General features: G+C 55.4%; 21 protein-coding genes, 1 tRNA gene and 3 pseudogenes. 11 read left to right on the top strand and 14 right to left on the bottom strand.

Features of this window, described 5'->3' with window-relative positions:
- Positions 1 to 299: 299 nt before the first annotated feature.
- From HMPREF1257_RS01175 to HMPREF1257_RS01160, 4 genes are all read left to right on the top strand, one after another.
- Positions 300 to 908 carry a replication protein RepA gene (locus HMPREF1257_RS01175; RefSeq protein ID WP_023023301.1) on the top strand — a complete coding sequence of 203 codons (609 nt, stop codon included), beginning with the start codon at positions 300 to 302 and terminating at the stop codon, positions 906 to 908.
- A 964-nt stretch (positions 909 to 1872) separates the two neighbouring features.
- On the top strand, positions 1873 to 2292 hold the full coding sequence (locus HMPREF1257_RS01170; protein WP_023023303.1) for a hypothetical protein: 420 nt from the start codon (positions 1873 to 1875) through the stop codon (positions 2290 to 2292).
- Between the two features lie 227 nt (positions 2293 to 2519).
- Positions 2520 to 3173, top strand: a complete 654-nt coding sequence (locus HMPREF1257_RS01165; RefSeq protein WP_023023305.1) for a hypothetical protein — start codon at positions 2520 to 2522, stop codon at positions 3171 to 3173.
- Positions 3174 to 3178: 5 nt separating this feature from the next.
- Positions 3179 to 3529, top strand: a complete 351-nt coding sequence (locus HMPREF1257_RS01160) for a hypothetical protein (protein ID WP_156904619.1) — start codon at positions 3179 to 3181, stop codon at positions 3527 to 3529.
- Positions 3530 to 3590: 61 nt separating this feature from the next.
- Here HMPREF1257_RS01160 and HMPREF1257_RS01155 read toward each other — a convergent pair whose 3' ends face one another.
- The 3 genes from HMPREF1257_RS01155 to HMPREF1257_RS12340 all read right to left on the bottom strand — a co-directional run bounded on the left by HMPREF1257_RS01155 (position 3591) and on the right by HMPREF1257_RS12340 (position 5698).
- Complete coding sequence (locus HMPREF1257_RS01155) at positions 3591 to 4445, bottom strand: IS21 family transposase (protein WP_232208499.1); 855 nt, start codon at positions 4443 to 4445, stop codon at positions 3591 to 3593.
- Positions 4446 to 4501: 56 nt separating this feature from the next.
- Positions 4502 to 4684 carry an integrase core domain-containing protein gene (locus tag HMPREF1257_RS12620; RefSeq protein ID WP_156905836.1) on the bottom strand — a complete coding sequence of 61 codons (183 nt, stop codon included), beginning with the start codon at positions 4682 to 4684 and terminating at the stop codon, positions 4502 to 4504.
- An 861-nt stretch (positions 4685 to 5545) separates the two neighbouring features.
- Entirely contained in the window at positions 5546 to 5698 is a 153-nt protein-coding gene (locus tag HMPREF1257_RS12340) for a hypothetical protein (RefSeq protein WP_198010494.1), read from the bottom strand.
- Between the two features lie 159 nt (positions 5699 to 5857).
- On the opposite strand from HMPREF1257_RS12340, the pseudogene HMPREF1257_RS01150 reads away from it, so the two are divergent.
- The 3 genes and pseudogenes from HMPREF1257_RS01150 to HMPREF1257_RS01140 all read left to right on the top strand — a co-directional run.
- Positions 5858 to 6268, top strand: a pseudogene (locus tag HMPREF1257_RS01150) (IS256 family transposase); the annotation flags it as partial.
- Positions 6269 to 6324: 56 nt separating this feature from the next.
- Complete coding sequence (locus HMPREF1257_RS01145) at positions 6325 to 7668, top strand: IS256 family transposase (RefSeq protein ID WP_023031195.1); 1344 nt, start codon at positions 6325 to 6327, stop codon at positions 7666 to 7668.
- A 33-nt stretch (positions 7669 to 7701) separates the two neighbouring features.
- Positions 7702 to 8544 (top strand): annotated as a pseudogene (locus HMPREF1257_RS01140) (IS256 family transposase); the annotation flags it as partial.
- Here the strand turns inward: HMPREF1257_RS01140 and HMPREF1257_RS01135 are convergent.
- The 5 genes from HMPREF1257_RS01135 to HMPREF1257_RS01120 form a co-directional block, all read right to left on the bottom strand.
- The gene (locus HMPREF1257_RS01135; RefSeq protein WP_084530201.1) at positions 8541 to 8987 is read right to left on the bottom strand and encodes an IS3 family transposase; all 447 of its coding nucleotides are present in this window, start codon (positions 8985 to 8987) and stop codon (positions 8541 to 8543) included. The pseudogene HMPREF1257_RS01140 and the gene HMPREF1257_RS01135 sit on opposite strands and share 4 nt — an antisense overlap.
- Positions 8988 to 9114: 127 nt before the next feature.
- The gene (locus tag HMPREF1257_RS12615) at positions 9115 to 9342 is read right to left on the bottom strand and encodes a transposase (protein ID WP_349853819.1); all 228 of its coding nucleotides are present in this window, start codon (positions 9340 to 9342) and stop codon (positions 9115 to 9117) included.
- A gap of 443 nt (positions 9343 to 9785) precedes the next feature.
- A complete protein-coding gene (locus HMPREF1257_RS01130) occupies positions 9786 to 10169 on the bottom strand; it encodes a hypothetical protein (protein WP_034659075.1) in 384 nt (127 codons plus the stop codon).
- A gap of 62 nt (positions 10170 to 10231) precedes the next feature.
- Complete coding sequence (locus tag HMPREF1257_RS01125; RefSeq protein WP_023023328.1) at positions 10232 to 11401, bottom strand: 8-amino-7-oxononanoate synthase; 1170 nt, start codon at positions 11399 to 11401, stop codon at positions 10232 to 10234.
- Positions 11398 to 12114 carry a 6-carboxyhexanoate--CoA ligase gene (locus HMPREF1257_RS01120; protein WP_034659074.1) on the bottom strand — a complete coding sequence of 239 codons (717 nt, stop codon included), beginning with the start codon at positions 12112 to 12114 and terminating at the stop codon, positions 11398 to 11400. The genes HMPREF1257_RS01125 and HMPREF1257_RS01120 overlap by 4 nt, the downstream gene beginning before the upstream one ends.
- 251 nt (positions 12115 to 12365) lie before the next feature.
- Here HMPREF1257_RS01120 and HMPREF1257_RS01115 point away from each other — a divergent pair.
- Positions 12366 to 12438, top strand: a tRNA-Asn gene (locus tag HMPREF1257_RS01115).
- A 1105-nt stretch (positions 12439 to 13543) separates the two neighbouring features.
- Here HMPREF1257_RS01115 and HMPREF1257_RS12140 read toward each other — a convergent pair.
- Positions 13544 to 15024, bottom strand: a pseudogene (locus HMPREF1257_RS12140) (transposase).
- A gap of 286 nt (positions 15025 to 15310) precedes the next feature.
- Between HMPREF1257_RS12140 and cynS the strand changes: the two are divergent.
- From cynS to HMPREF1257_RS01090, 3 genes are all read left to right on the top strand, one after another.
- Complete coding sequence (gene cynS, locus HMPREF1257_RS01100; protein WP_023023344.1) at positions 15311 to 15775, top strand: cyanase; 465 nt, start codon at positions 15311 to 15313, stop codon at positions 15773 to 15775.
- Between the two features lie 589 nt (positions 15776 to 16364).
- Positions 16365 to 16772, top strand: a complete 408-nt coding sequence (locus HMPREF1257_RS01095; protein WP_023023346.1) for a hypothetical protein — start codon at positions 16365 to 16367, stop codon at positions 16770 to 16772.
- A complete protein-coding gene (locus HMPREF1257_RS01090) occupies positions 16766 to 17014 on the top strand; it encodes a hypothetical protein (protein WP_023023348.1) in 249 nt (82 codons plus the stop codon). The genes HMPREF1257_RS01095 and HMPREF1257_RS01090 overlap by 7 nt, the downstream gene beginning before the upstream one ends.
- Positions 17015 to 17024: 10 nt before the next feature.
- On the opposite strand, the gene HMPREF1257_RS01085 is transcribed toward HMPREF1257_RS01090, so the two are convergent.
- The 5 genes from HMPREF1257_RS01085 to HMPREF1257_RS01065 all read right to left on the bottom strand — a co-directional run bounded on the left by HMPREF1257_RS01085 (position 17025) and on the right by HMPREF1257_RS01065 (position 24015).
- Positions 17025 to 17765 (bottom strand): site-specific integrase, encoded by a 741-nt coding sequence (locus HMPREF1257_RS01085; RefSeq protein ID WP_051138363.1) that lies wholly within the window; start codon positions 17763 to 17765, stop codon positions 17025 to 17027.
- Positions 17766 to 18486: 721 nt separating this feature from the next.
- Entirely contained in the window at positions 18487 to 19860 is a 1374-nt protein-coding gene (locus HMPREF1257_RS01080) for an NAD-dependent succinate-semialdehyde dehydrogenase (RefSeq protein WP_023023352.1), read from the bottom strand.
- A gap of 123 nt (positions 19861 to 19983) precedes the next feature.
- The gene (locus HMPREF1257_RS01075) at positions 19984 to 21189 is read right to left on the bottom strand and encodes an oxygenase MpaB family protein (RefSeq protein ID WP_023023354.1); all 1206 of its coding nucleotides are present in this window, start codon (positions 21187 to 21189) and stop codon (positions 19984 to 19986) included.
- 33 nt (positions 21190 to 21222) lie between these two features.
- Positions 21223 to 22599 carry an oxygenase MpaB family protein gene (locus tag HMPREF1257_RS01070; RefSeq protein ID WP_023023356.1) on the bottom strand — a complete coding sequence of 459 codons (1377 nt, stop codon included), beginning with the start codon at positions 22597 to 22599 and terminating at the stop codon, positions 21223 to 21225.
- A gap of 57 nt (positions 22600 to 22656) precedes the next feature.
- Positions 22657 to 24015 (bottom strand): oxygenase MpaB family protein, encoded by a 1359-nt coding sequence (locus HMPREF1257_RS01065; RefSeq protein ID WP_023023358.1) that lies wholly within the window; start codon positions 24013 to 24015, stop codon positions 22657 to 22659.
- Positions 24016 to 24043: the final 28 nt, after the last annotated feature.

Below are 24043 nucleotides of genomic sequence, written 5' to 3'. Positions count from 1 at the left end.
GACGTGCCTAGGTCATCAATCAGTTTCGCGATGTCAGGGTTAGCAAGCAGCTTCTTTTCAATCGCATCAATCTTGGCCTTATCAGCTTAGATCTCGTCGTGCCACACTAGTCATTCTGGTCCATCTCCTTATGCAGGTTGGGAACCTACACACAAACCATTAGACACTCTCATTGTCTACAACCGGCGCCGTCGCCACTCGTCCATCGGGATGGTAAGCCCCGTCGATTTCGAAGCCCAGCTCGCTGATCAAAATGGTAATAAGAAGGCCGCTGCTTAACCCCTAAGCAGCTTAACTACGTGTCCACGATTTGCGGGCAACCCCACATCACCCGCGCCGTAGCTAATGCTAGACGCCTCAAAGAAGGCAAAAGCACCCATGAAGAAGCCCTACGCATCCCGCTAGACCATTCAATGAGCCACTTCCTTCAAGCAATCGGCGTCACCGGACGCGGCACCGGAGGAGCAACCGGAAACCTAAGAAATATCCGCGAACAACTCCTACGCATCGCTGGCTCTTTCATCACTGTCCAAAGCGGCGACGGGGTTCACGCACGGGGTCGCAACACCCAAAGTCTCGAAGACTGGAATCTCTGGTTCGACCCACGCGATCCTAACCCGGGCAGCTTCATGGAATCAGAACTTGTCCTCACTCCCCAGTTCTTCAAGCACATTGCCGAAGCACCCATTCCCATCGACCTCAATGTACTGCGCGAGCTCAACAAACCACGAGCAATGGACCTTTATCTCTGGCTCACGGTAAAGCAGTACTGGCTGGCGAAAAACAACCGCGACGCCTACACTTTCACCTGGGACTTGATCGCCGCAAACTTCGCCACCAAGATTCTACGAACAGGCCAAGACTGGGCACACTTCCGCGCTGAGATTAAAAAGCCATTGTTGAATTAACGATGGTGTGGCCCGCTGCAGGAATTGAAGCCAGCACCGACGGTGTTACAGTCACTAAAACCTCCCCATCAGTTCAGCAGAAGCCACCGCGCCCCGAACTCGACTAAACCGGGTTAAACGACAAAATGTGTTGTTTTCCGGCGTGTCGGGTTAAACGACATTTTGTGTTGGTGGACTGCGTGGTTTAGGGCATGTGGCCTTTGCGTATTCCCATAGAGTGGTTATAGGCACTGTCGAAAGTTGCTGGTCGGCCGTATTCACGGCCGCTGGTGGCTTGCGTTTCTTGGCTGGCTAGGGTGTGTGCTTTGGCTAAGGCCTGGCCTCTGATGCGTCCACTTTCCTGGCTCAGCCTCTAGCGCGAGTGACAGTGGCTTTACAGGCGTTCCATCGCCATCGCTGGCGGATTGATGCTTGTAGTCCCGTATTTTGGTGCACGCCCTGCTACAGACGGGGCATCGAGGATGATTCTTACTCATCCATTCATCGTGAACCTCGGCGCCTAGCACATCAGCACGCCCCCGGTGGTATTTCAGGCCCGAGACTGCGTTATCCCTCCGGATAAGTGAAATAATCCTAATACCAGCAGGCCAGACTGGCTAAACATATAACTTCACCAACACATCCTGTCGTTTAGGCCACTAAACCAAACACAGAGAAATAGCGCCCTCTGGGGCGCTTTCTTTTTGCCTAAAACAGCTTGCGCATATTTACCGATACCGGGCTGGCTATCCACAGGGGTTTGCCTGCGGTTTTCTCTATTTTCCCAGGTGGCTTATAACTATATCCCCAGCCGATCAACCAATAAAACCGTTCACTACGGGTTACTGTTTATTCTCCCGCCTCGCCTTGCGGCTCGTTGGGCTGCCGCCCAAATCAAAGATTTGGTTGCCGCCAACCAGCCCTTGTTACGGGTACGTCGTGAAAGAATCAACAACTAAGACTTACCTACCCACCTTAGAAAGCCATGACCACACCACAATCCCTGATCGCTCGCCTGGCGTCTCCAGATTCCACTGGGCGCACTGAAGCTGACATTCAGTCCGACATCAAGACCCTGCTGACTACCGACGACTTCGACTTGGATACCCCACGGTTGGAAGAGCAGATCGGTGATGGTTCTTACCGACGAATCGACATCGTCACCGGCGCCACTGTCATCGAAGTAAAAAAGCGGCTCACCAACGAGAGCGCCGACGCGGACTACATCAACCAACTCGCTGACTATGTCACTACCCGCATGAGCCAAGATGGTTCCCGTTACAACGGAATCCTCACCGACGGGAAAACCTGGTGGCTGTTCGAGCAGTCCCCCCGCCGAGGGCTCCTTCGCCCGGCGCAGCACCTTCGAGCTTGCCCCTGGAGCTACCGGGGTCGGGCTTATTGAATGGCTCCAAGCCGTGCTGGCTACTCGGAGCAATTCGCGAATGTCATTGTGATTGAACCCATCATAGGCGAGAACTCTCATTTATGAGACATCGGAAACCCCTTAATTCTCATTCCACCAGCGAGAGCATTCCACATGCTGTAGGGTGCGGCTCATCTGAGAAGCGGGATGTCAGGATGGCGTGTATCATAGATTTGGTCCGCCTATCGATACAGAAAGGTTCTATCATGAATCGAGTCGCGCTTCTGACAGTTGCGTCTCTAATCACTGCAGGTATTGCCCCCGCAGCTTCTGCCGAAACGGTTGAACAAGCAGAGAAAACTCCTGTTTGGTCTGAAGAGCAATTTGATAGGTCTCTTAAGGATATCACTCCTGAAGAGAAAAAGCGGCTTGAGCTAATTAGTAACGTCGGTGAACATATTGATTACGACGATGAGGGTAACCTCAAGTCCGATCTCAACGATGATCAGCTCCGTAGTGATTATGGTTTCGAAGACAAAGATGTCAGTTTTTTCCACTCAGTGCTTGCTGAGGATGAAAGCGTTGTTCAGCACAAGGAAAACGAGCCAAAAATTGTCACTACATATGATCACAAGCTCGGCCACATATCAAATAGCGATCTGACGGTTGGGGCGGCTGCAACTCTTACCGCAGCGGCAATGGATGGGCCAGCTGCTCTTGAGGCGGCATTCTTTGCTTGGGGTGCTGTAGCAGGCGGGCCGATCGGAGCTGCTATTTCTGGCGCTGCCGGTCTTCTTGGGGCAACTTACTTTGTCGATCTTGCTACTAAAATCACAGGGGCGGTCGCGCAGGGTAAAGGTATTACCTGGTACTCTAAGTGGGGATTTCCGCCAATTACCGCAGAGATTGAGGATGACTAATGCGGATGGATAAAGATCCAAAGTTTATTCGCTTTCCAGAATCTCTGTGGGCTTTTGTCACTATATTCCCCTCGGATATTATTGAGAAACATGGAGTTGAACACTTTTTCAATTATGGATATTTGTGGCTCTATTCAATATTGGGAGTAATCCTTTTTGGCATTTCCATGATCATGGGTGAAAAAGCGGTATCTCCTTGGATGCATCGTGTGCGTTCCATTTTCCTCTTTGCTGCAACGATAGCTATTACAGCTTTCTTCCCTAGCTTGGTTGGGCGAATAGTCGTGGCGTTCCTAGCCATCTGCTACTTTTTCTGGCCCAATAACCATATAGTCTTTCGTCGAGCAGCGGAATGATCGGTGTTTTAAGTGGAGCTAGCAGTCTATTAATCACTTGATAAAAAGTGATAGGATCTCGCTAAACTGTCTTCCAAAATTTGGCCACAGTGTTCGTTGCTGGCCCAAACGACGAGGCCCAAGCCAACAGCTCATCACGAGTAAGCGCCTTGTGGCCTTCGTCATCGCCACTGGGCCCATGGTTGGGGTCAGTGGAATAACGGTACTTAAATCCATGAAGGCGCGTGTGTTCAGCAACAAGCTGATCCCCTTTGAAGACGCTCACCAGCTTCGGGGTGAGCCTGACTGTTACCGATTCTCCTACCAGCTGAAATGGCACTGAATAGTACTGGTAGTCACAAGTGATGTGCCAGTTGCGATCGACCTTGAGCCGCTTATAGGACACTTCCGTAAACGGTGCGGGCGGAAGATCCCGCATCACCGGTGCCTCTTCTTGCTCAAAGCGCAGGCGCCGTGTTGTGCCATCAGCCCGCGTCATTGTGTCGTTGATGTCAGCAAGGCGATAAGCGATCGCCTCATTAAGGCCGTTGAGGCTGTAGAAGACCTCATCGCCGAAGTAACCCAGGATTTTGGTGTAGACGATTTTCACAGCGCGTTCTACTGCCGCTTTGTCACGAGGCCTGCCAGGTCTTGTCGGCACAATTGTGACCCCATAATAGTCGGCAAACGCTGCGTAGCGGTCAGTGACCATTCGATATGTAGATTTCTTCTTCGGCCGGTAGGTCGCCGTAGGAGCATTATCCGGCACGATGACCGCCGGTATTTTGCCGAGATAGTTCAACGCTTTGATGTGGCACTCAATCCACGCCGGCATCTTCTCATTCGCAGCAGCAGTAACATACATCAGCCCTGAGTATGGGTTGACCTCGACGAACAGTGAGGCCTTGAATGCAGTATCACCACTAGCCTGATCCACCACTGGCACTTTGTCACCGGCCCAGTCGACATAGTGAAGTGCCCCGAGTTTTGTTCCTAGGCATGTGCCTTGGTTTCTATTATTCCCTGTCGCGGGTTCTGCTTCCACAATTTGGTTTCCGCTTCGGCTGGGGTTTGGTATCCCAGGCTTTGGTGGAGCCTTACCTCGTTCCACCATGACACCCACTCAAATGTGGCGATTTCTACCTCGACAACATCATTCCACCTGCGATTATGGATGAGTTCGCCTCTTGTGAGGAGCCGTTAACGTTTTCAGCCAGAGCATTGTCATTTCAGTCACCGACAGTCCCAGTGGAAGCGGCAATCCCGTGCTGGGCGAGACGCTCGTTGTGGACAACGCTGACGTACTGCGAGCCGTGATCCGAATGGTGAATAAGACCTCTTGTGTCCCTCGCACACTTGGGTCGCTTGATTGAGAGCTTGCAGCGGTAATGCCTGCAGTGCGCATGGGCCCGACCCCGAAGCCTTTCTTCATGCGCACGTAGGTAATGTCGGCCACCCACAGCTTGTTTAAGGCCCTGGGCTTTGAACTCACGATCGACCAAGTCTGGGCGCAGATCCGGCACGTGAGCTTTTCGGGTTGTGATAGGTGATCCGCCTTTGCCTGTGCCAGAAACACCAGCCAGGCGCATCAGCCGGGTAGCGTGTTCACGACCGATATCTATTCCATCACCGTGAAGCGCATGCCACATTGTCCGCACGCTTAAGACACCGTCATTATCCCGATGAATGGCACTACTGCGTTCAACCAGAACAGCCATCACGAAGGCGACGAGCACTTAGCCCACGGGCTGTGGCCTATGGACTGGCGATAACCACGCGAGGTGATAAACCCGCGAGCCCGGTTATTCTTTTAACGCCAGTGCAGATGAACTCGACAGAGAAACAATTCCGGTATTTATCGATGAACCGGATCATAACCGAGGCTTGGGGCCTGGTCGTGAGGAGAAAAAAGCTGACGCGGCCTTCAGCAACTCGTTGGTATCTCGAAGCTGGTGATTTTCGCGGCGTAGCCTCGCGTTTTCCGCAGCCAAGTCTTCAGGAACAGGCTCTGGGATGTTTCCCGCACGACGAGCAGACTTAAGTCCATTGACGAGCTATGTGCCATGAAACCCCCAGCTTTGGAGCTACTTCCTGGCACGCGGGGTGCATTGACATGTTTTCCGTCACGATGCGGTCTTCTACAAGGCGGACCACCCGGTCCTTTGCATCCTGGTCAAATTTTCTTGGCATGTTCCAGATTTTCCCATCTACTCAAACGGAACAGGTTGCGTCCATTAGTGTGGTGTATCTGTAACCCGTGGTAAGCCTTGTGCCGGTGCACAATAAGGCGACCATCACGGGTACCTTTCGAATCAACTTCAACCTATCCTCGAAAGGAATATAACCGCGATGGCCGCTAACCCCCATCATATCGATCCCACTGCGTATCTGGAAGAATTGCTCCCCCAAGCCTCCCCAGACTTGATGCGCCAGATGCTTACAGACTTCATTAACCAGATACTTTCAGCTCAGGCTGACACGGTCTGCGGCGCTGATTACGCCACGGTATCTCCACAACGGACTAATACCCGCAATGGCTACCGTCACCGCTGCTTAGACACCAGGGTAGGAAGCATTGATGTTGCTATCCCGAAACTACGTCACGGCGCATTCTTTCCCGACTGGCTCTTAGAAAGGCGCACCCGCACCGAAAGAGCCCTGACTACCGTGATAGCCACGTGTTATCTCAAAGGGGTCTCCACTAGACGCATGAATGATGTGGTGGCCACGCTGGGTATTAACAATCTGTCGAAATCACAGAGAGTGTCTAATGGTTTGTGTGTAGGTTCCCAACCTGCATAAGGAGATAAGCCAGAATGACTAGTGTGGCACGACGAGATCCGGCTGATAAGGCCAAGATTGATGCGATTGAAAAGAAGCTGCTTGCTAACCCTGACATCGCGAAACTGATTGATGACCTAGGCACGTCCACCACGGATGCCAACGACCTGGTTCGCGGTATGTTGCAAGCTTCAATTACCCGCGGGTTAAATGCGGAAATGGATACTCACCTGGGCTATGCATCCGGTGATAGAGCAGCTAAAGCTAGTGCTGGAACGGATAATTATCGCAATGGGGCGTATCCGAAAACCGTAGATTCTAATTACGGGCCAGTAAGCATTGATGTTCCACGAGACAGAAACGGCACGTTTGTTCCTACGATGGTGCCCAAAGGCTCGAGGAGATTGACCGACGTTGATGACATGATCGTCAGCTTATATGCCGGTGGGATGACCATTCGGGATATCCAGCATCATATGGCAACTGCGATGCGTGTCGATATTTCCCATGAGACGATCTCCGCAGTCACCGACGCCGTCGGCGATGAGGTCATGGTCTGGCAAAACCGCCAGTTAGACGAATTCTACCCCGTAGTGTTTCTCGATGCGCTGCGCATTAAAGTTCGCGATGGTGGCCGAGTGGTCAATAAGTTCGCGTACATGGCAATTGGTGTGGATCTTGACGGTATTAAGCACATTTTGGGCCTATGGATCGCCAAAGAAGAAGGCGCTTCATTTTGGGCGCAGGTATGTGCCAATCTTTCTAACCGTGGGGTCAAAGACGTCTTTATCGTCTGCTGTGACGGGCTGAAAGGCCTACCAGAGGCAGTGGAGGCAACTTGGCCGAACTCTATGGTGCAAACCTGTATCGTGCACCTGATTCGCGCAGCTAACCGATGGGTAGCCTACGGGGATCGCCGGGGCGTATCGGCCGCGTTGAAAAAGATTTACACCGCTGCAGACGAATCCACAGCTCAGGCTGCTTTAGACGAATTTGAAGCCTCTGAATTAGGAGAAAAGTATCCCCGCTCAGTCAAGGTCTGGCGGGATGCTTGGGCGCGTTTCGTACCGTTTCTGCAGTTCCCGCCAGCAGCCAGGAAGGTAATCTATACGACGAATTCGATTGAATCATTCAACAATGAACTGCGTAAAGCTACCCGCAACAGGGTGCAGTTCACCAACGATGAATCAGCGCTGAAAACGCTGTGGTTGATGATCTGCAATATTGAAGACAAACGAGCTGCCAAGAGGGCGAAGCAGGGCAAACGGGCCTCAGCGACAGCCGGAAGACTCATGGAAGGAGCACGAGTTTCCGGCTGGAAACAAGCCATCAACCAAATGGCCGTGGCCTTTCCCGACCGCTTCGACAAATACCTATAGTCCGACCCCACACACAAACAACTTGACACGCTCAAATCACAAGTGTCTGACATGGCCAAAGAACTCGACGAGATGGTCGCTGACTTTAGAGCCCGCCCACTGGATTCAGGACCGTATTACTACTTGTCCTGTGACGCGTTGACCATGAAAGTCCGCGAAGGCGGACGTGTCGTTAAAACCAGTGTGCTTATCGCTACCGGTGTTAACAAAGACGGCTACCGTGAACTACTAGGCATGCAGGTCGCAACATCAGAATCCGTGGAATCATGGACCGGATTCTTCCAAGACCTCAAAGCCCGTGGTCTTGGCGAAGTCTATCTCGTTACCAGCGATGCGCACCTAGGAATCCAAGCCGCTGTTGGTCAAGTACTGCCTACTGCAGGTTGGCAACGCTGCCGGACACATTTTGCTAAGAATCTGTCGTCAAAAGTGTCAAAACGCCAGTGGACAACACTATCGGGAATGTTTCACTCCATCTTCCAGCAAGCCGACGCGCAAGCTACCTGGGACCAAGCCCGCCAGGTCGTAGATTTCTGCACGCAGCGTTTCCCCGACGCAGCTGACTACCTGGAAGAATCATTAGATGAGATTCTCGCGTTTACAACCACGCCCAAAGCTGTATGGACGAAGGTATGGTCCAATAATCCAACGGAGCGTTTGAACCGTGAAATCAGGCGGCGTACCGACGTTGTAGGAATCTTTCCCAACCGCGCAGCTGTCATCCGCCTCGTCGGCGCGATACTAGCTGAACAGCATGACGACTGGATTCAGCAGAAACGCTATATGTCACTAGCAAGCTTGGAACACACCCGACGCCTGATAGCTACCAACACCATCCACACCAACGACGCAGACACCATCGAGGCAGCCTCCTAATGAACCAACATCAACCCCGAGCCGGACCCCAACACCGACCCTGACACTGTCCCCCGATTCACAGATTCAGAAAGGACAGATACACCACTCCACCGGACTTGACCACGGAACAAAACCTGGGACACTTCAGGAAGAGCAGATTTACGTTTGGCTTGGATCGTTGTCACTGGAACGAAAGCACGCGGTGAGATCCCTTCAATGCCCATCAGGCGCATCCGCTTGGCCACAGTCTTGCGATTCATACTGATCTGGTAGCGCTCACCTAGTTCTGCGGTGATCCGCGGAGCACCATAGACCTCATCGGAGTCTTTCCAAATCTGATGAATCTTGCGGTCAACATCATTGTAAAATGATGCACGATCATCCTTACCGGTTAAGCGTTGCTGCTGTATATGGGTCCATTTGTAGTATTCAGACCGAGACACTTTTAATAGTCGTGCCATGCGTTTGATGCTGTAGTTCGCCTTGCTCTGGCTACATTAATTCGAACTTTTCTGTTCGCGTTGCCTTAAAGCGAAGAAGGCTGTCGCTTGTGACAAAAGCTCGTTATCCATCTTGGCTTGTGCCAGCTCACGACGCAGACGAGCGTTCTCCGCACGAAGATCCGCTTCGCGTAGCCCATCGGAGGATCCTTAGGCGTTGACGCTCATTTTTCACCCATCGGCCTAAAAGACCTGGTGCGACACCAATTTCTTTCGCTACATGAGCAATTGGGCGCTGCGATTCGATTACCAGGTTCGCGGCTTCGCGTCGATACTCAGGTGTGTATTTCTGGCGTTGTTGACTCACAATGAACATCCTCTCTTACGGACACAAGATCCGCACTAATCGGGTGTCCACCAAACGAGGGCAACCTCAATCGAGATTGAAGTTGTCAGGTTTGAGCGAGTGTCAAGCTGACCTGAGACCAGACTCCACCAGAGCTTGGGATATCAACCCCAACGAGCCTGAAACAGGATTATGGAAGCAGAACCCGCCACAAGAGATATTAGAAATCAAGGCAAATGCCTAGGAACAAAACTCGGGAAACTTCACATAAGCGTAAGTATGAAGTCCCAAATAAAGCTCTGGAGCCTACGCGGCTCCAGGCGACATCGTTCCGGTATCCGGCTCGTCGTAATGAAAGCTTAACTGGTCCCGCTGACAATTTTCAATAGAGCAGTAGCCACATCGCTTGGGTTCTTCACCAACGATCAACCGCCATCGAGTATCTCCAGTCCAGCTGGCGGAACCTCTTTTTCTCACTGCATCGCGGTCCACTCGATGTCTTCGAAGCCCCAGTCGGATAAATGCCAGGTGATGGTCTCGGTGGCATCGATAAGCGCGTGCTCCATTGTCTCTTCATCGTCACCGGTAACGGAGAGCTCGAGCATCACTGAAGTATCTTCTTCGTCCAATAGCCCCACGTCCAAGGGGCCGCCATCATCGAGGCCGGACACAAAGCGCGCGGTCCAATTTTCGCCGCCAAAGAAACTGGAGTCCTCTTCTATAGCGCCCTTTTCCTCCAAGTCCCATATAGCTTCAATAATGTCCCAGTTGCCGGTAATTGCAGCGGACAGCTCGGCGTCACGCCCGTACAGCACCAGCTCATGGAGCCATGAATAGTCAATAATGAAGCTGCTCATAATGCCTGCCAGTGTATGCGAGGAGAACCCCACTCCCTGAACGCACTCACCGAGCGTTTTGCTTATAAACCCAGCTGTTCAAGTTCTGTGCAGAGGGCATCGATCTGCGCGCGCGTATGGGTTGCCATGAGGGTAACGCGGAGTATCGCAGCGCCACGTGCAACAGTGGGCCACCGGATTGCCGGGACGATAAATCCACGGTCAAGCAGTGCAGCGCTAGCGTCCATCGCGGCGGCTTCATCGCCGACGTGCACGGGGATAATCGGCCCTTGCTGTGGCGTAGTCCCGCGTGTTTTGTGCCAATAAGCAATATTGTCCTGCAGTTGGTTAACCAGACTGGGATCAGACTCAATGAGCTTTAACGCCGCGAGCACGGCGGCCGATGTTGCTGGCGTGGGAGAGGTAGAAAATACGAAGGACCGGGCTTGTTGCCGCAATAGCTGGGCAACCGGCTTGCTCGTTGCCACGAGGCCGCCTTCGGCGCCAAGCGCCTTGCTAGCGGTAATAAACTGAATATCGGGCTGAACGCCGAAATATTCTGGCAGGCCAAGGCCGCGCTCGCCGACGGTACCAAACGAGTGAGCATCATCAACCATAAGCCATGCGCCGTATTCGCGTGCCACCCGCGATAGCTCAGGCAAGGGTGCAAGCACCCCGTCCATGGAAAAGAGGCCATCGGTAATAACCAAGGCATACTTGGTGGTCCTGGTGACCAAAGCGTTTTCTACAGCGCGGGTATCGCGGTGCGCCGTAACGACGAGGGAGGCGCCACTCGCCTTTGCGAGCCGGCAGCCATCGATGATGCTGGCGTGGTTGCGCGCATCGGAAACAATGGTGAGCTCGGGCGAGGCCAACGCCTGCAACGTCGATAGATTGGCTTGGTACCCGGTGGCAAAGAATACCGAGTCTGGATACCCAGTCAGCTGGGCCGCAGCGGCTTCTACCGCAACGTGTAATTCAGACGTGCCGGTGGTCAAACGCGAGCCGCCTGAGCCTGCGCCGTAGTGATCAACGCTGTCCTTTACGGCGTTTTTAATCTCCGGATGCTCTGCCAGGCCCAGGTAATTCGACGAGCTAAAGAGCACCGCGTCTTTGGCCGTCTTCCCGGTGGCCGTCCGCAAGGAGCTTTCCGGGACTTGCCCACTTGCAAAGACCGAAGGGCTGCGCCATAGGCCGTCTTCTCTCCACTTATCCAGGCGCGCAGATGCGACTTGTTCTAGGCTCTCGTTCACTTTTCTGCCCCAAAATCCACGAGTACGGCGCGGTTTTCCAAATAATCAATCAACGCTTCGATATCGGCACCTGGTTTGATAATGAATGCCCGCGCCCCCTCATCCGACCCAGGCTCTTTAATGTGCGGAAGGCGGTGGTACGTGGCATCAATGCAGACGTAACCGGTGGTATAGGCCGGATCATCAGACACACAGAGTTCTGCTAAGACATCGGGATGCGCGGCTACCTTGCTCGCCAGCACGATGGCTTCACGAGCAGCGTCCTTGCCTTTGAAAGCCTCATCTGTAGCACCGCACGCGTCCATGTGGCTTACGCGGACTCCTCGCTGTGCATCTGGTTCGCAGCGAGTGCCCGTATCGGCTGCGATGAGCATTGCTCCGCGCATATTCCTGGCGCTAAACGTCTCTTCAATGACTACCTGGAAATGAGCGGTCATGGGGCGCAATAGTTCCTCGATGACGTCCTTAGCCTGCGAGGGCGATTGCACCGCTTCTTCTTTTACTCCTACGGCAGGGACGTGCAGAATATCGGATCCGGCCACAGCTTCCACCGTGATGAAGGTATTTTCCGCCATTCCCTTCGGGTGCACCAAAGCTCGCTGAGATAGCGCCGCACAGACCGTTGGAACCTCGTGTTCCCTGACAATTCGCTCTGCTCCCGAAATGTGCTGGCCTGCGGAATCCGACCGCATTCGCACTGAGAAATAAGTCATAATCTGAGGGTACCGGACTAATTGAACAGTGTTCAGGGAAAGGGGAAATTAGCGGGACACGGCCAAACTCCAGGTCTTGCTTCCGGCGTAGGTATGCACAGGCCGTGCGCTTTCCGATGCCTTCTCCTCAACCCACGTTCTACACCCCTTATTTTCCGGCTAACCAGGCGATTTGTGTGAAAACGGCGTTAGCCTATATAGTTAATTCTCGTTGCACAGAGAACGGCACGTTCGAAGTACAACATGGATATTCCTCCATAGCTCAGTTGGCAGAGCATTCGACTGTTAATCGAAGGGTCACTGGTTCGAGCCCAGTTGGAGGAGCTACGAATATGCAGGTCAAAACGATAAATATTCTACCCTATGCCTGGCGTGGTATTCACGTGGTACAGGAGCTATAAAACGGGTTACGTGCGATTCCGCAAAGGCGGGTAATAGCGGTTTAGGCGTGCCCTCCGGCAGCGTGCTGCTCTGTGCGGGCGTCGCACCCCCTGGCGCACCGATCATCGCGCCCTCCGGCAGCGTGCTGCTCTGTGCGGGCGTCGTACCCGAGGTATTAATCGACCATTGCTTTGATACGTCGATTTAGTGGGACGCCACCAACGAACGATAGAAATGTGTCGTTGACCTGCATATAGGAAAATGACGGAATGCAAATATGCAAGTCAAAGCGTTTGCGATTAGCAGAAGAGCATAAGGGGTGCGACGCCATCTTTCCAAAATGCTCTAAATTAAGCATGACGATCGTGACGTTTTACCAGGTCACGGCTTTTATGCTTCTGACACATGGTGACGCCACATGCCACCGATACCACCATTTCCCAAAATGCGAACATGTTTTCGAGCCCCTCAACCTACATCAAGATTTCGCAGTGTGCTCTATGTCACATTTTTACAACATGTCTCTCCCCTATAAAAAGGTCTGAGTGAAAAGCACGCAGAATAAGTATGGAAGGGGTAAAAGTAGTCGTTTATCCAGCTCAGCAGTGGTTTCGCTCCATACTTATTTTTTCTGGGCGACACAGCGAAAATAGGTATGCGCAGGTCAGAGGGGGTGGAATCTCTCCTATTTTCATACTTATTTTTCCGGCCCCGAGGAAAAAGTATGGAATCTCGCAGAGACTGACCTGCGTGTTTGGAAAAGAGGTATGAGAAAAACACCCGCTGAGCTGCGCATACTTATTCTGCGGCAAAATAAGTATGGATTCGGAGGAACACACACGCCCGACGATGCAACCGGCATCAAAAATGAACTTTTAGCAATTGCGTTCGATCGGCCTGTGTTCTGTACCCCTTCCCGTACCGGATAATAGCGGGTATAGTGGAGTATGCAGGATAGCCCTGCTGTCTTTTGCTAGGCGTGTTATGTCCATGAGGTTTTTGGACTCGGAGTCTAGGGACTTTGTGGACATAACAGACTTAGGCCATATTAGTGCACACCTTGGTTCCCTGAACCCAGCCGTCCCAGCAGTTCCGTGACGTCATCAGGTACCGGCGAAGCAGCATGGATCGTCTGCCCCGCCACCTGCACCTGGAAGGTCTGGTACCTCCGCAACGTCCGCACCAGCCGCTTCAACGACAACCCCGAGCGCTCCTCCAGCAGATGCCCCACAGCCATCGCCGCCATCACCACACTTAGGTGCGCCTCGATGGATTCCCGCTTGTGGTGGTAGATCGGCCAGGCCTCGAGATCGGACTTCGACATCCGAAACGCCTTCTTAAATCTTCAACATCTGCCGGTAGGCGTGGATCACCTGTTCGGCAGGCAGATCCACCCGGGACGTCTGGTACCCCTTGAGCTCGGCCAGGGCCTTGTTCTTGGTCACCAACGCCCAGTTGACCTGCTTATTCGGCGCCTTGAGATCCACGAACCGGTTGCGCTTGACCGGCAACTTCCCGGCCACGGCCTTCTCCGCTTTGGCGACCTGCTCATCAATACCCTTCAACGTGCGGCGTGCTCTGTCTCAGGAGTACCGGTAGTAGGTGACCGAATGCGGCACACCGCCTGGGCCACGGCCCGTCCGGTCGGCTCACGTCCAGATCTGCTGGTCCTCATAGTCCTGGCCGGGGTTGTTCTTGCGCCACTGCGACACCGGATAGGGGATGTCGTTGAATTTCACTCCGAGGATGCAGTGCAGGCCGGCCTCGATGATCGAGACCTTGTTGCCGGCAGAGAACTTCCCGGCGTCGACGACAACGGTGACCTCTTCCACGCCGTAGGCGTCCTGGACGTTTCTGATCATAGGAAACATGGTGCGTGTTTGAGCCATGTTCCCCCTCAAACGCACCCACGGCCAGCGGGAAGCCCCGGGCATCCGCCAGCAGGCCGACGGTGATCTGCGGCTCGAGCCTGCGTTTTTGGAAAAGCCCGGCTTGCGGAACCTATCGCCCTCATCGGTTTCAAAGTACACGGTGGTCACGTCGTAAAGAACCAGGACACCGGGTGCGATCCCGGCATGGTTCGCGCAAGCCTGGGTAAGCCGGTCGCGGAAGTCGTCGGTGGCGTAGGCCGGCAGGTGTCGTTGGATGGTGCGGTAGCTGGCGAAGGCCACACCGAGTTCCGCCAGTGTCTCAATGCTGTCGACCTTCGATCCTGCCTGCACGATCCGGGCGGTGACGAGGTCAAAAACACCTGATCATCCCTGGTGCCTCATCGAAACCCAGCTCGCTGTACGCGGCACGGATGACCTCGAGGAGGCGGCCGGCGCGCTCGGAGGTGATCGGCACCGGCGCATCGGCGGATCCGCTGCCGGCGGGTGTGGTGTCCACACCAAGATCCAGGCTCACCTGGTCGCCGTTAAGAAGACACTGGTCCTAGGCCTAAAGCAGCGCAAGATCTTCGTCAGTGTGCGCCGAACCGAGATGTTTCATGGTCTTGGCGCCGCGTTTCTGCGAATACACGACCTGCACGGCAGTCGACCCAAAGGCGGTGCGCACGGTGCGGATATACGGGCTCATGAAAATCAATCTAACCGCCCACCCCGAAACCCACCCCCTTAGTGCACACTTTCCACCCGTGGTAGCCATGAATCTGCTGGTCTACGTGTCAATATGCAATACCTCACAGCAAAAAGGCCCAAGTCGGGTTTCTTTCTATTGGTCAATTGGTTTAAAGTATGTTTTGCGCCACTCTCAACGCTCTTCTTTCGCTTTTCGACGCCCGTTTGCCCACCCTCTTTGAAAGCAGGTCACCGCCATGCCCGAGCACTCAAGCCGTGAAATCCTCGACAAGACCCAGGCCGGCCGAATCGTCGACGCCGCACGAATACGCGGCGGAAAGACGTGGGAGGACCTTGCCGAGGCCATCGACAAGCCGCTGGTTTGGGCCACGGCCGCCCTGCTGGGTCAACACCCACTGAGCGCTGCCGACGCAGAGGCCATTGGCACCCTGCTTGACCTCGACAACGACGTCGTCGAGTCCCTCCAACTCCAGCCCTACCGCGTGGCCTCCCCCGACCTCGCCTCCGACCCGACGATCTACCGCTTCCACGAGGCGCTCAACGTCTACGGCCCCGCCTTCAAGGCATTGATCCACGAGGAGTTCGGCGACGGCATCATGTCCGCCATCAACTTCAAGGTCGACTTCTCCCGGCGCCCGGACCCGGATGGCGACCGCGTGGTGATCACCCTCGACGGCAAGTTCCTCGACTACCGGTGGTGAAGGTTTGGTCTGAAGCAGTCCGCTCCCTTCCGACCAACGCCGAAACCGCCCGGCAAAACCCAGGCCGGCCGAACACGAAAACCGCGTTGGACTGAAGCAGTCCAACCCGGATTCGGCAGGTTCGCAGGAGCTGCTTGCCCTCGCGCACCCGCTGAAGCTCGAAACGCAGCTGCGCCTCGGACGGCGACTGCACGGGGAGGAACGACGCCTCGCGGTAGCGCCGCGATGCGGCTCTGCCGCGTCTGTACGGAGATCTACGACCCCAAAAGAGTTTTCATCCGTGAGTGATTAAAGAACTTCGCCCCTTGCTTTCCCCTGTCTCGGGGCCAGTCGGGGCGATCGTCGATTTGCCATTCGCCCGAGCGACTTCAGGTTTGAGCTGCGACAGATTCCACCGTCTTAAGTTACATCTAGCGTTACATAAGGCAGTTTTAGCCAAAAGGCTAAGCCCCCACCAGCGTTTCTGCTGGTGGGGGCTTACCTTAGTAGCGGGGGCAGGATGCAAAAGATGTCGCCAGCCACGTAGAAGCTGTGGAGCCTGGACAGGGCGGCACAGGCTCTGCAGCAGGTCGGGCTGATCGCAGCGAAAATGCCGGAGCTCATCGACGCGGAAAACCGTCACCTCACGAGCGCAGTCGAGAGCCTGAAAACGCCGCTGCAGAGCATGGCTCAGCTGCTCATGGTCGTGGTCGAGATGGTGGAGGGACCACTGAGTCTCAGCGACGACGCCGTAGCCAGGCTGAGCGTCAGCGTCGAGAAGCGGCTCAACGCGCAGCTGAGCGGACAGCTGCGCACACAGTTGAGGGAGATGGTGGATTGGAATTTTAGGGAACTGACGCCGGAGCTTCAGCGTACCGTGTCCGATGGACTGGAGTGTCTCGAGGGGAGGCAGCGGGCGCTTGCTCGAGAGCGTGAGGAGTGGGACAAGACTATCCAGGCTCTTGCTCGGGAGCGGGAGCGCTTCGATGCTGAAAACGCCTGGCGGTGTACATGGTGATTTCCGTGATCGTGGGCTGCGTTGCCACTACTGCCGTTTTCGGTTTCGGGTGGGGACTGCTGCAGGCGCTGGGATTGCCTGACGGTATCGGTGGCATGTGGGATCGTGCCTGGGGTGCTGATGATGGTGCTATCGGCATTGCCGGGGGTCTCGGAGTGCTTTTCTCCACAGTGAGCGTAATTGCCGTGCTGGGCTGGGTTACCCGTAGGCTGTGGACTGCACACGATGCCTGGCGCCCATAGTCAGCACCGGTCACCGTCGTGATGCCCTGCGTGCTATCTCATCCATCCGGCTATCTGCTGCGTGCTGATAGGCCATTGCTACACTGACACTACTATGCCCAAGGCGTGCCATGATCTCGGCCAGAGTAGCGCCTGCCTGGGCGAAGCGCGTGCCCGAGTAGTGACGCAATGAGTGAAAGTGTAAATCCTCTCTACCTGCACTTTTACGAGCAGAAAGCCAGTGATAGCGCACGCCTGCGTACGTGATCTCTGTCAATTTTTGTCCAGGCTCCACAGCTTCTACGTGGCTGGCGACATCTTTTGCATCCTGCCCCAAAAAGGACACAGTCCTGACGCCCGCGATTGATTTAGGTCCGTTAATCAATCGCTTACCGCCCTTGAGGGTCACCACCCCTTTCGTGACAGCAATCACGACGGCATCAACGTTGTTATTTTCGTCCTTGATGATGGTGACATCGTCGGTGGTGAGAAGCAGAATTTCGCCGATACGCAGACCAGCAGCAGCCGCGATCAAGATGACATGCCGTAGCTCAGAAGGAAAAGCCCTGATGATTGCGTGAAGTTCATCATCAGTGGGAGGTGAAACATCAACACCCGTCTTGGCCTTGCTGCCCCCTCGAATGGTGCACGGCTGGCGTGGTATTAGGTCATCCTCCAGCGCAGTCTTCAGCACCGATTTAAAAAAGTCGTATTGGCGCGCCGTGGATGTCTCCTTACCGTCGGCGATGTTCCGTGAGTACCACTCACGCACACCGTCGCTTGTGATAGCCGTGAGGGGCGTTTCTGCCCACTCTGCCAGGCGGTCGTCTAGGTATCGCTCGTATTCCTCACGGGTGCGTGCTGAGAGAGGCTGCCCTCGCCGATTGGTGCGGTTAGCGATCCACCGCTCTGCATACTCCCTAAAGTGGGGATAGTGACACGTTCTATCGGCTTCGACGGATCTACCCAGCGCCCCTCGATGATTGCTGTGCGCTGAGTGGATAGCCAAGCTCGCGCCTGTGTCTTGGTGTCAAAAGTGTTGGGCGCTTTATACCGCTCCCCCTCGTGCGCACCGCGCTCTAAAGCGCCCAGACGGCAGCTTATCGATGATGCCCCAAGACTCACGTGACATGGTTTTTGCTCCTTTATTCCCGTGGTACCTGCGTGGTACTCCAATACCAGATTCCAACAGATTACAGCGGATTCCAGCGGATCAAAATAGCTTTTACCCTGCCCGTTCGGATTCACTACCAGCATACTACCACTGGTTCGACCCCAGTTGGAGGAGCAGACTACATCCCGCCCAGCATTGCGCTGACCGGGATTTTTCGTATACGCCACACAGCTCGAGTTCAGAGGGTTGCGGAAGATACAGGTTAAGTACAACGGGGACAGGAAAAGGGGCCTAGCCAATCAAGGCTAGGCCCCTTCCTTACTGCACTCTATGCGCTCGCTGCAGGCGCAGAAAGCGCTGAGCGAGCGTCAACGAGCAATTAGTCGTTGATGTAGAGGTACTGCTTGTTCACGAACTCGTCCAGTGCGAAGACGGAGAGCTCGCGGCCGAAGCCGGAGTTCTTGACGCCACCGAATGGCAGTACTGGGGAGTAGTACTGGCCCAGGTTGACGTGAATCATGCCGGTTTCGATCTGGTCAGCAACCTTGGTAGCGCGGTCGGCATCGTCAGAGAAGACGGCACCGCCCAAGCCGTAGTTGGAGTTGTTGGCCAGCTCTACGGCTTCCTTTTCGGAGGAAACCTTGTAGATCTCTGCTACTGGGCCGAAGAACTCTTCGTAGTAGGAGTCGGAACCAACTGGGACATCGGTAAGCACGGTCGGCTCGTAGTATGCAGCCGTCTCGTGCAGGTTGCCGCCGGTGCGAACCTTAGCGCCGTTTTCCACAGCGGTCTTAACCTGCTTGTCCAAGTTCTCTGCGGCATCGCGGGAGGACATTGGGTAGTACTGGTTATCGCCCGGCTGCGTTGGGTCAGCCTGCTTCATGCCCTCAGCAATGCGGACCATTTCATCAACGAACTCGTCGTAAATGTCGTCCATGACGATGATGCGCTTGTTGGAGGTACAAGCCTGGCCGACGTTCTCGATGCGCTTGACCCAAGCTTCCTCGGCAGCCTTGGTGACATCGGCTGCATCCAGAATGATGTAAGGGTCGGTGCTGCCAAGCTCCAGCACAACCTTCTTCAGGTTGCGGCCGGCGGTCTCAGCCACAGCGGCACCAGCGCGCTCAGAACCGGTCAGGGATACACCCTGGACACGCTTGTCCGCGATGATCTCTTCAATCTGCTCGTGGTTTGCGTAAGCGTTAATGTATACGCCCTCTGGCAGACCAGCCTCGCGGAAGATCTCCTCGATGGCTGCAGCAGACTTCGGGGTAATTTCGGCGTGCTTCAAGATAATGCAGTTGCCGTTCATCAGGTTCGGGCCGGCGAAGCGGGCAACCTGGTAGAAGGGGTAGTTCCACGGCATAATGCCCAGCAGGGTACCAATCGGCAGGCGACGGAGGGTGGCCTTACCACCTGGCACGTCAACCGGCTGGTCCTTGTTGTGCTCTGGGGCGTTGTCTGCGTAGAACTGCAGGATGTCGCCGGAGAAGTTAATTTCCCACTCGCCTTCTGGGGTGGACTTACCCATCTCCTGTGCGGCAATCTGAGCTAACTCGCCCTTGCGCTCCTTAAGCAGCTCCGCTGCGCGGGACACAATCTTTGCGCGCTCCTCAATTGGGGTCTCGCGCCAGGTCTGGAAAGCCTCGTTGGACTTAGCCAGAACCTCTTGAACCTGCTCATCGGTAAGGGTGTCGAATTTCTCTACTACTTCATTGGTAGCGGGGTTAGTTACCGCAAAATCCTTAGACATTAATGGATCCCTTTCTAATTGGTTTCTTGGAATCACTGTGGTGGCGAACACTCTTCGTGTGCGCCTGCCCACAAGAATACTCAAGTTCGATTGACGTGTCACCCATGAAAATGGGGATTCTTTTTAGGAGGCCGCGACGACCGAGCCGTCCTTCATCTTGATGCCCTCATCCTGCTTCATATAGGTGGCATCGCGGGTGAGCATCTGGCGCACCGCCTCCTCATTCTTCTGGATTTCCGCCTCGAGCGCCTCCGGATCTTGGCGGAGGAGATCGAAGCGCTCTTGCACCAGCGGTGCCTGCATTTCTAGGATGGGGCGCATCACGGAGTTGTCCACGCCGCAGGCATCGGCGACCTCATCGCCGTGAATGATGCGCACGTGTGCGGCGGTCCAGTCCGCCAAGGTGTCATCGGGCATGCCCGTGAGCTCCTTGGCATTGACGACGAATCCGTGCATGAGGGCATCGACAAGCTTACGAGACGACTCGTTGATCTCGCCGTCGACGGTGTGGATGGCGTCCATCGTCTCTTGGGAGGCCTCTACCCCATCTTCGCCTTCGAAAAGGTCCGTAGAAATGCCCAGCATGCGCCCGGCAATCTTCCACAGGTAGAATGCGTCCTTCTCTTCCTCAGCCGTGAGCTTCCAGCCCATGTTCTGCAAGCCCGCGTAAGGAATATAGGTGAAGTCGAACCAGGTGCGCAGCATGTCGAACTCGCTGATCGGCGCACCGTAGTGGGAGTAGTCCAACTCCTTGCGGGTGTGCACGCGCCGCACGTGTGCGTGGATGGCGCGCACCATGCCGGTGTGCATGAAGCCCTCGCCACCAGGCTGCAGGGCATCCGGCAGGTAGAGCGAATAGGTCCAGTTGGTGGTGTAGGCAAGGCGCTTGACGGCGCCATCAGTAAGCTCACCGGTATTGACCAGCAAGTCTGCAATCGCCGGGGTGGAATAGGTATGGACCAGCGAGCCCGGGCCCAGCGCCAGGCCGTGGCTGAGCGGCGGGATGGACAAGTAGACGCGGCGCCCGCGCTCCAACTTCTCGGCATCGATGCCATCGAGGGCCTTGGTCATGTCCTCGATGAGGGCAGCAACCTCCGGGAAGGTCTCCTCGTTGGCGGTACCGCGCGCCAGGGCATCGCGCAGGTTAGGCATGATTTCCTTGACGGTGTGGCCGCTGGTAAATAGTGCATCAGCTACTGGGTCCATCTTCCAGAAAGCCTCGTGGTATCGGTCGGCGCGCTCTTTGCCAAAGGTGGCGATGAATTCTTCTTTATCTCCGCGGCCGGCAGGCCACTCGCCTACGGTGCCTAGGGACATATTGGTGGTCATGGTGTTCTCCTCTGAGAATTTTGTGGAGATGGGTTAGCTGCGAGCTTCTTTAGAGTCATCGTGCAGCGTGTAATCGGACTTGGTCTCGGGCTCGTTTTTCGCAATGTGTGCCTTAATCACCGCGGTGACATCGGACCATGGCGGCTTATTCTTATTAGCGCGCTTAATCTTTGCTTTTTGCGCACCCGGCAGCTTGTCCCGCAGGCGGGCAGCCTTGGCTTCTGCCCGCGCTGCCCCCTGATAAAGCAGGGCCCACGGCTTGAGGTTCACCTTTTCCCAGCGCGTGCCCTTGACCATGAACTTGGTGTCTTCCACACCGCAGATGGTGGTCAGCGCCCCTAAGGCCACATTGGGGACCAGCGGGTGGATGGTTTCAAGAATGCTCATCAAGGCGGTGGCTACGCGCTCGTGGTAGGTGGAGGAATATCCGCCATTGGCGTAGATATAATCCGTCATCTTGCGCATTTCATCGCCGGTCTTGGGGATGAGCCGCTCTTCAGCACCCATCATATAAAGGATATATCCCCAGTACTGGGCCACATCGTCCCAGTCCTGGCCGGAGTGCGGGCGGCCAAAGCGCTCGTCGATGGCCAACGGCATCATCCCGAACCATCCCTCACCGGAGACCAGGAAGCTGGAGCCGATCGGCCGGCCGAATTCGTTGTAGTGCTCCTTGCCCCACATCTTTTCCAAGCCGCGATTGGCCTGGGAGTGCAGCAGGCGCACGCGCACGGCAGCCTTGCGGCCTTCACCGAAGCGGTCAAAGACGTCCTTCTTGCCCAAATCCGTGAAGAATTGCGCCGTTTCAATAGAACGCTGCATGGCTTTGAACTCGAACATCCCAGTCTCACCCGTGGCCGCCGAGGTGCGGTCCTCCATCGTGGTGGCCCAGTATGCGAAGGCAATAGCCAGAACCTCTGAGGTGCGGGTGACGTTGTAGTAAGCCACGCGGCCGCGCTCTGCGGCCTCAAGATCCAGCCACTCCGGAATGCGGTCTACCTCTTTAAAGAAGTCCACCAGTTCCGGGGCCGGGTCCTCTACCGTCTCAATGCCGTGATTGAGCGCCTGCTCAAACTTGGCGCGCGATTCCTTGGCACCGTCGCGGCGGAAGGCCTCTGCCAGCTTTTCACCGGTCTCATCGGTCTGCCACATGTGGTCATCGAGAAGCTTGGTTTGCAGGCTATCGTAGCCTGCCCACTCATCTTCTACCGTGTGCCAGGAGTCAAAGACATTGTGCCGAAGCTCCGACCAGCCTGGGGCCGCGGTGCGACGCTTCGGCGCCGGGCGCAGGTCCATGCCATCGCGGTAGAAGTAACGGAAATCCTCATAGGGATTATCGGACATGGGCAGGACCTTTGGTTCCGCCTGCGACGTGTTGGCAACGTCAGAGGTATCTGTGGGAGCAGTCATTGTGTTTTATTCCCTTCCTTATTATTAGGCCTTGGTAACTAACAGCGAATACAGCAACTAGTTCCGGCGGGCTTCCTTAGAGTCATCGTGCAAAGTCCACTCGGCCTTGACGTCTGGCTCATGGTTGTTGATGTGCTCTTGTACTTCTTCCAACGCATTGATCCACAGCGGGCGACCTTGCGCGGCGTTGTGCTTCTTGTATTCCTCCGCGCCAGGCTTTTCATCGGCTTCGCGAGCTTCCTTTGCCTCCGCGCGCGCCTTGGCTTCGAAGTCTTTGGCAGCCTGGGAAAAGTCCATATCGGCCCAGCGGGTTCCTTCCACCATGAACTTGGTGTCCTCTTCTCCTACCAGCGTGGCCAGCGAGCCCAACATTTCTAGTGGAAGGTCTGGATTCATCTGTTCCACGATGGACATCAGCGCCGTAGCCACCCGCTGGTGGTACGTCGAAGAGCGCCCGCCGTTTGCGTAGATGAAATCAGTCATCTTGCGCATTTCATCGCCGGTCTTGGGGATAATGCGCTCTTCCCCGCCCATCATGTACAGCACATAGGCCCAGTACTGGGCCACATCGTCCCAGTCCTGGCCGGAGTGGGGGCGACCGAAAAGTTCGTCGATGGCCAGCGGCATGAGCGCAAACCAGCCTTCGCCGGAGACCAAGAAGCTGGAGCCAATCGGCCGCCCGAATTCGTTGTAGTGCTCCTTGCCCCAGAGTTTTTCCAGACCGCGATTGGCTTGAGCGTGCAGCAAGCGGACGTGGACTGCGGCCTTGCGGCCTTCCCCGAAGCGGTCGAAGACGTCCTGTTTACCTAGGTCCACGAAGAACTTGGAGGTCTCCAGTGCACGTTGCATGGCCTTGAACTCGAACATCCCGGTCTCGCCGGTGGCCGCAGAGGTGCGGTCTTCCATGGTGGTGGCCCAGTAGCCAAAGTTGAAGGTGAGAAGGTCCGCGCTCGGTGTGGCATTGTAATAGGCAACGCGCCCGCGCTCAGCGGCTTCAAGGTCGATCCAGTCCGGGATGTTATCGACCTGTTCGAAGAACGCCACCAATTCCGGCGATGGATCCTCAACGGTCTCGATGCCTTCATTCAGCGCCTGCTCAAATTTGGCGCGCGATTCCTTTGCACCATCGCGGCGGAAGGACTCCGCTAAAGCAGCGCCCTGCTCATCGGTTTGCCACATGTGATCATCGAGCAAACGTGTTTGCGGGGTGTCATAACCTTCCCACTCATCATGGACAGTGTGCCAGTGATCGAAGATATTGTGACGCAGGGTAGACCAACCAGGCTTGTCCACGCGGCGTTTCGGCGACGGGCGCAGATCCATGCCATCGCGGTAGAAGTAACGGAAATCCTCATAGGGATTATTGGACATGGGCAGAACCTTTGGTTCCGTCCGAGTTTCGGTAGGAGCAGTCATGGGGAGTAAACAACCTTTCCAATCTTGG

Origin of the sequence: Corynebacterium sp. KPL1814, assembly GCF_000478175.1 — a bacterium.
In the GTDB taxonomy this organism is placed as follows: Bacteria; Actinomycetota; Actinomycetes; order Mycobacteriales; family Mycobacteriaceae; genus Corynebacterium.
The sequence above is the reverse complement of the archived record's forward strand: the minus strand, read 5'-3'. Positions and strand labels throughout refer to the sequence as shown.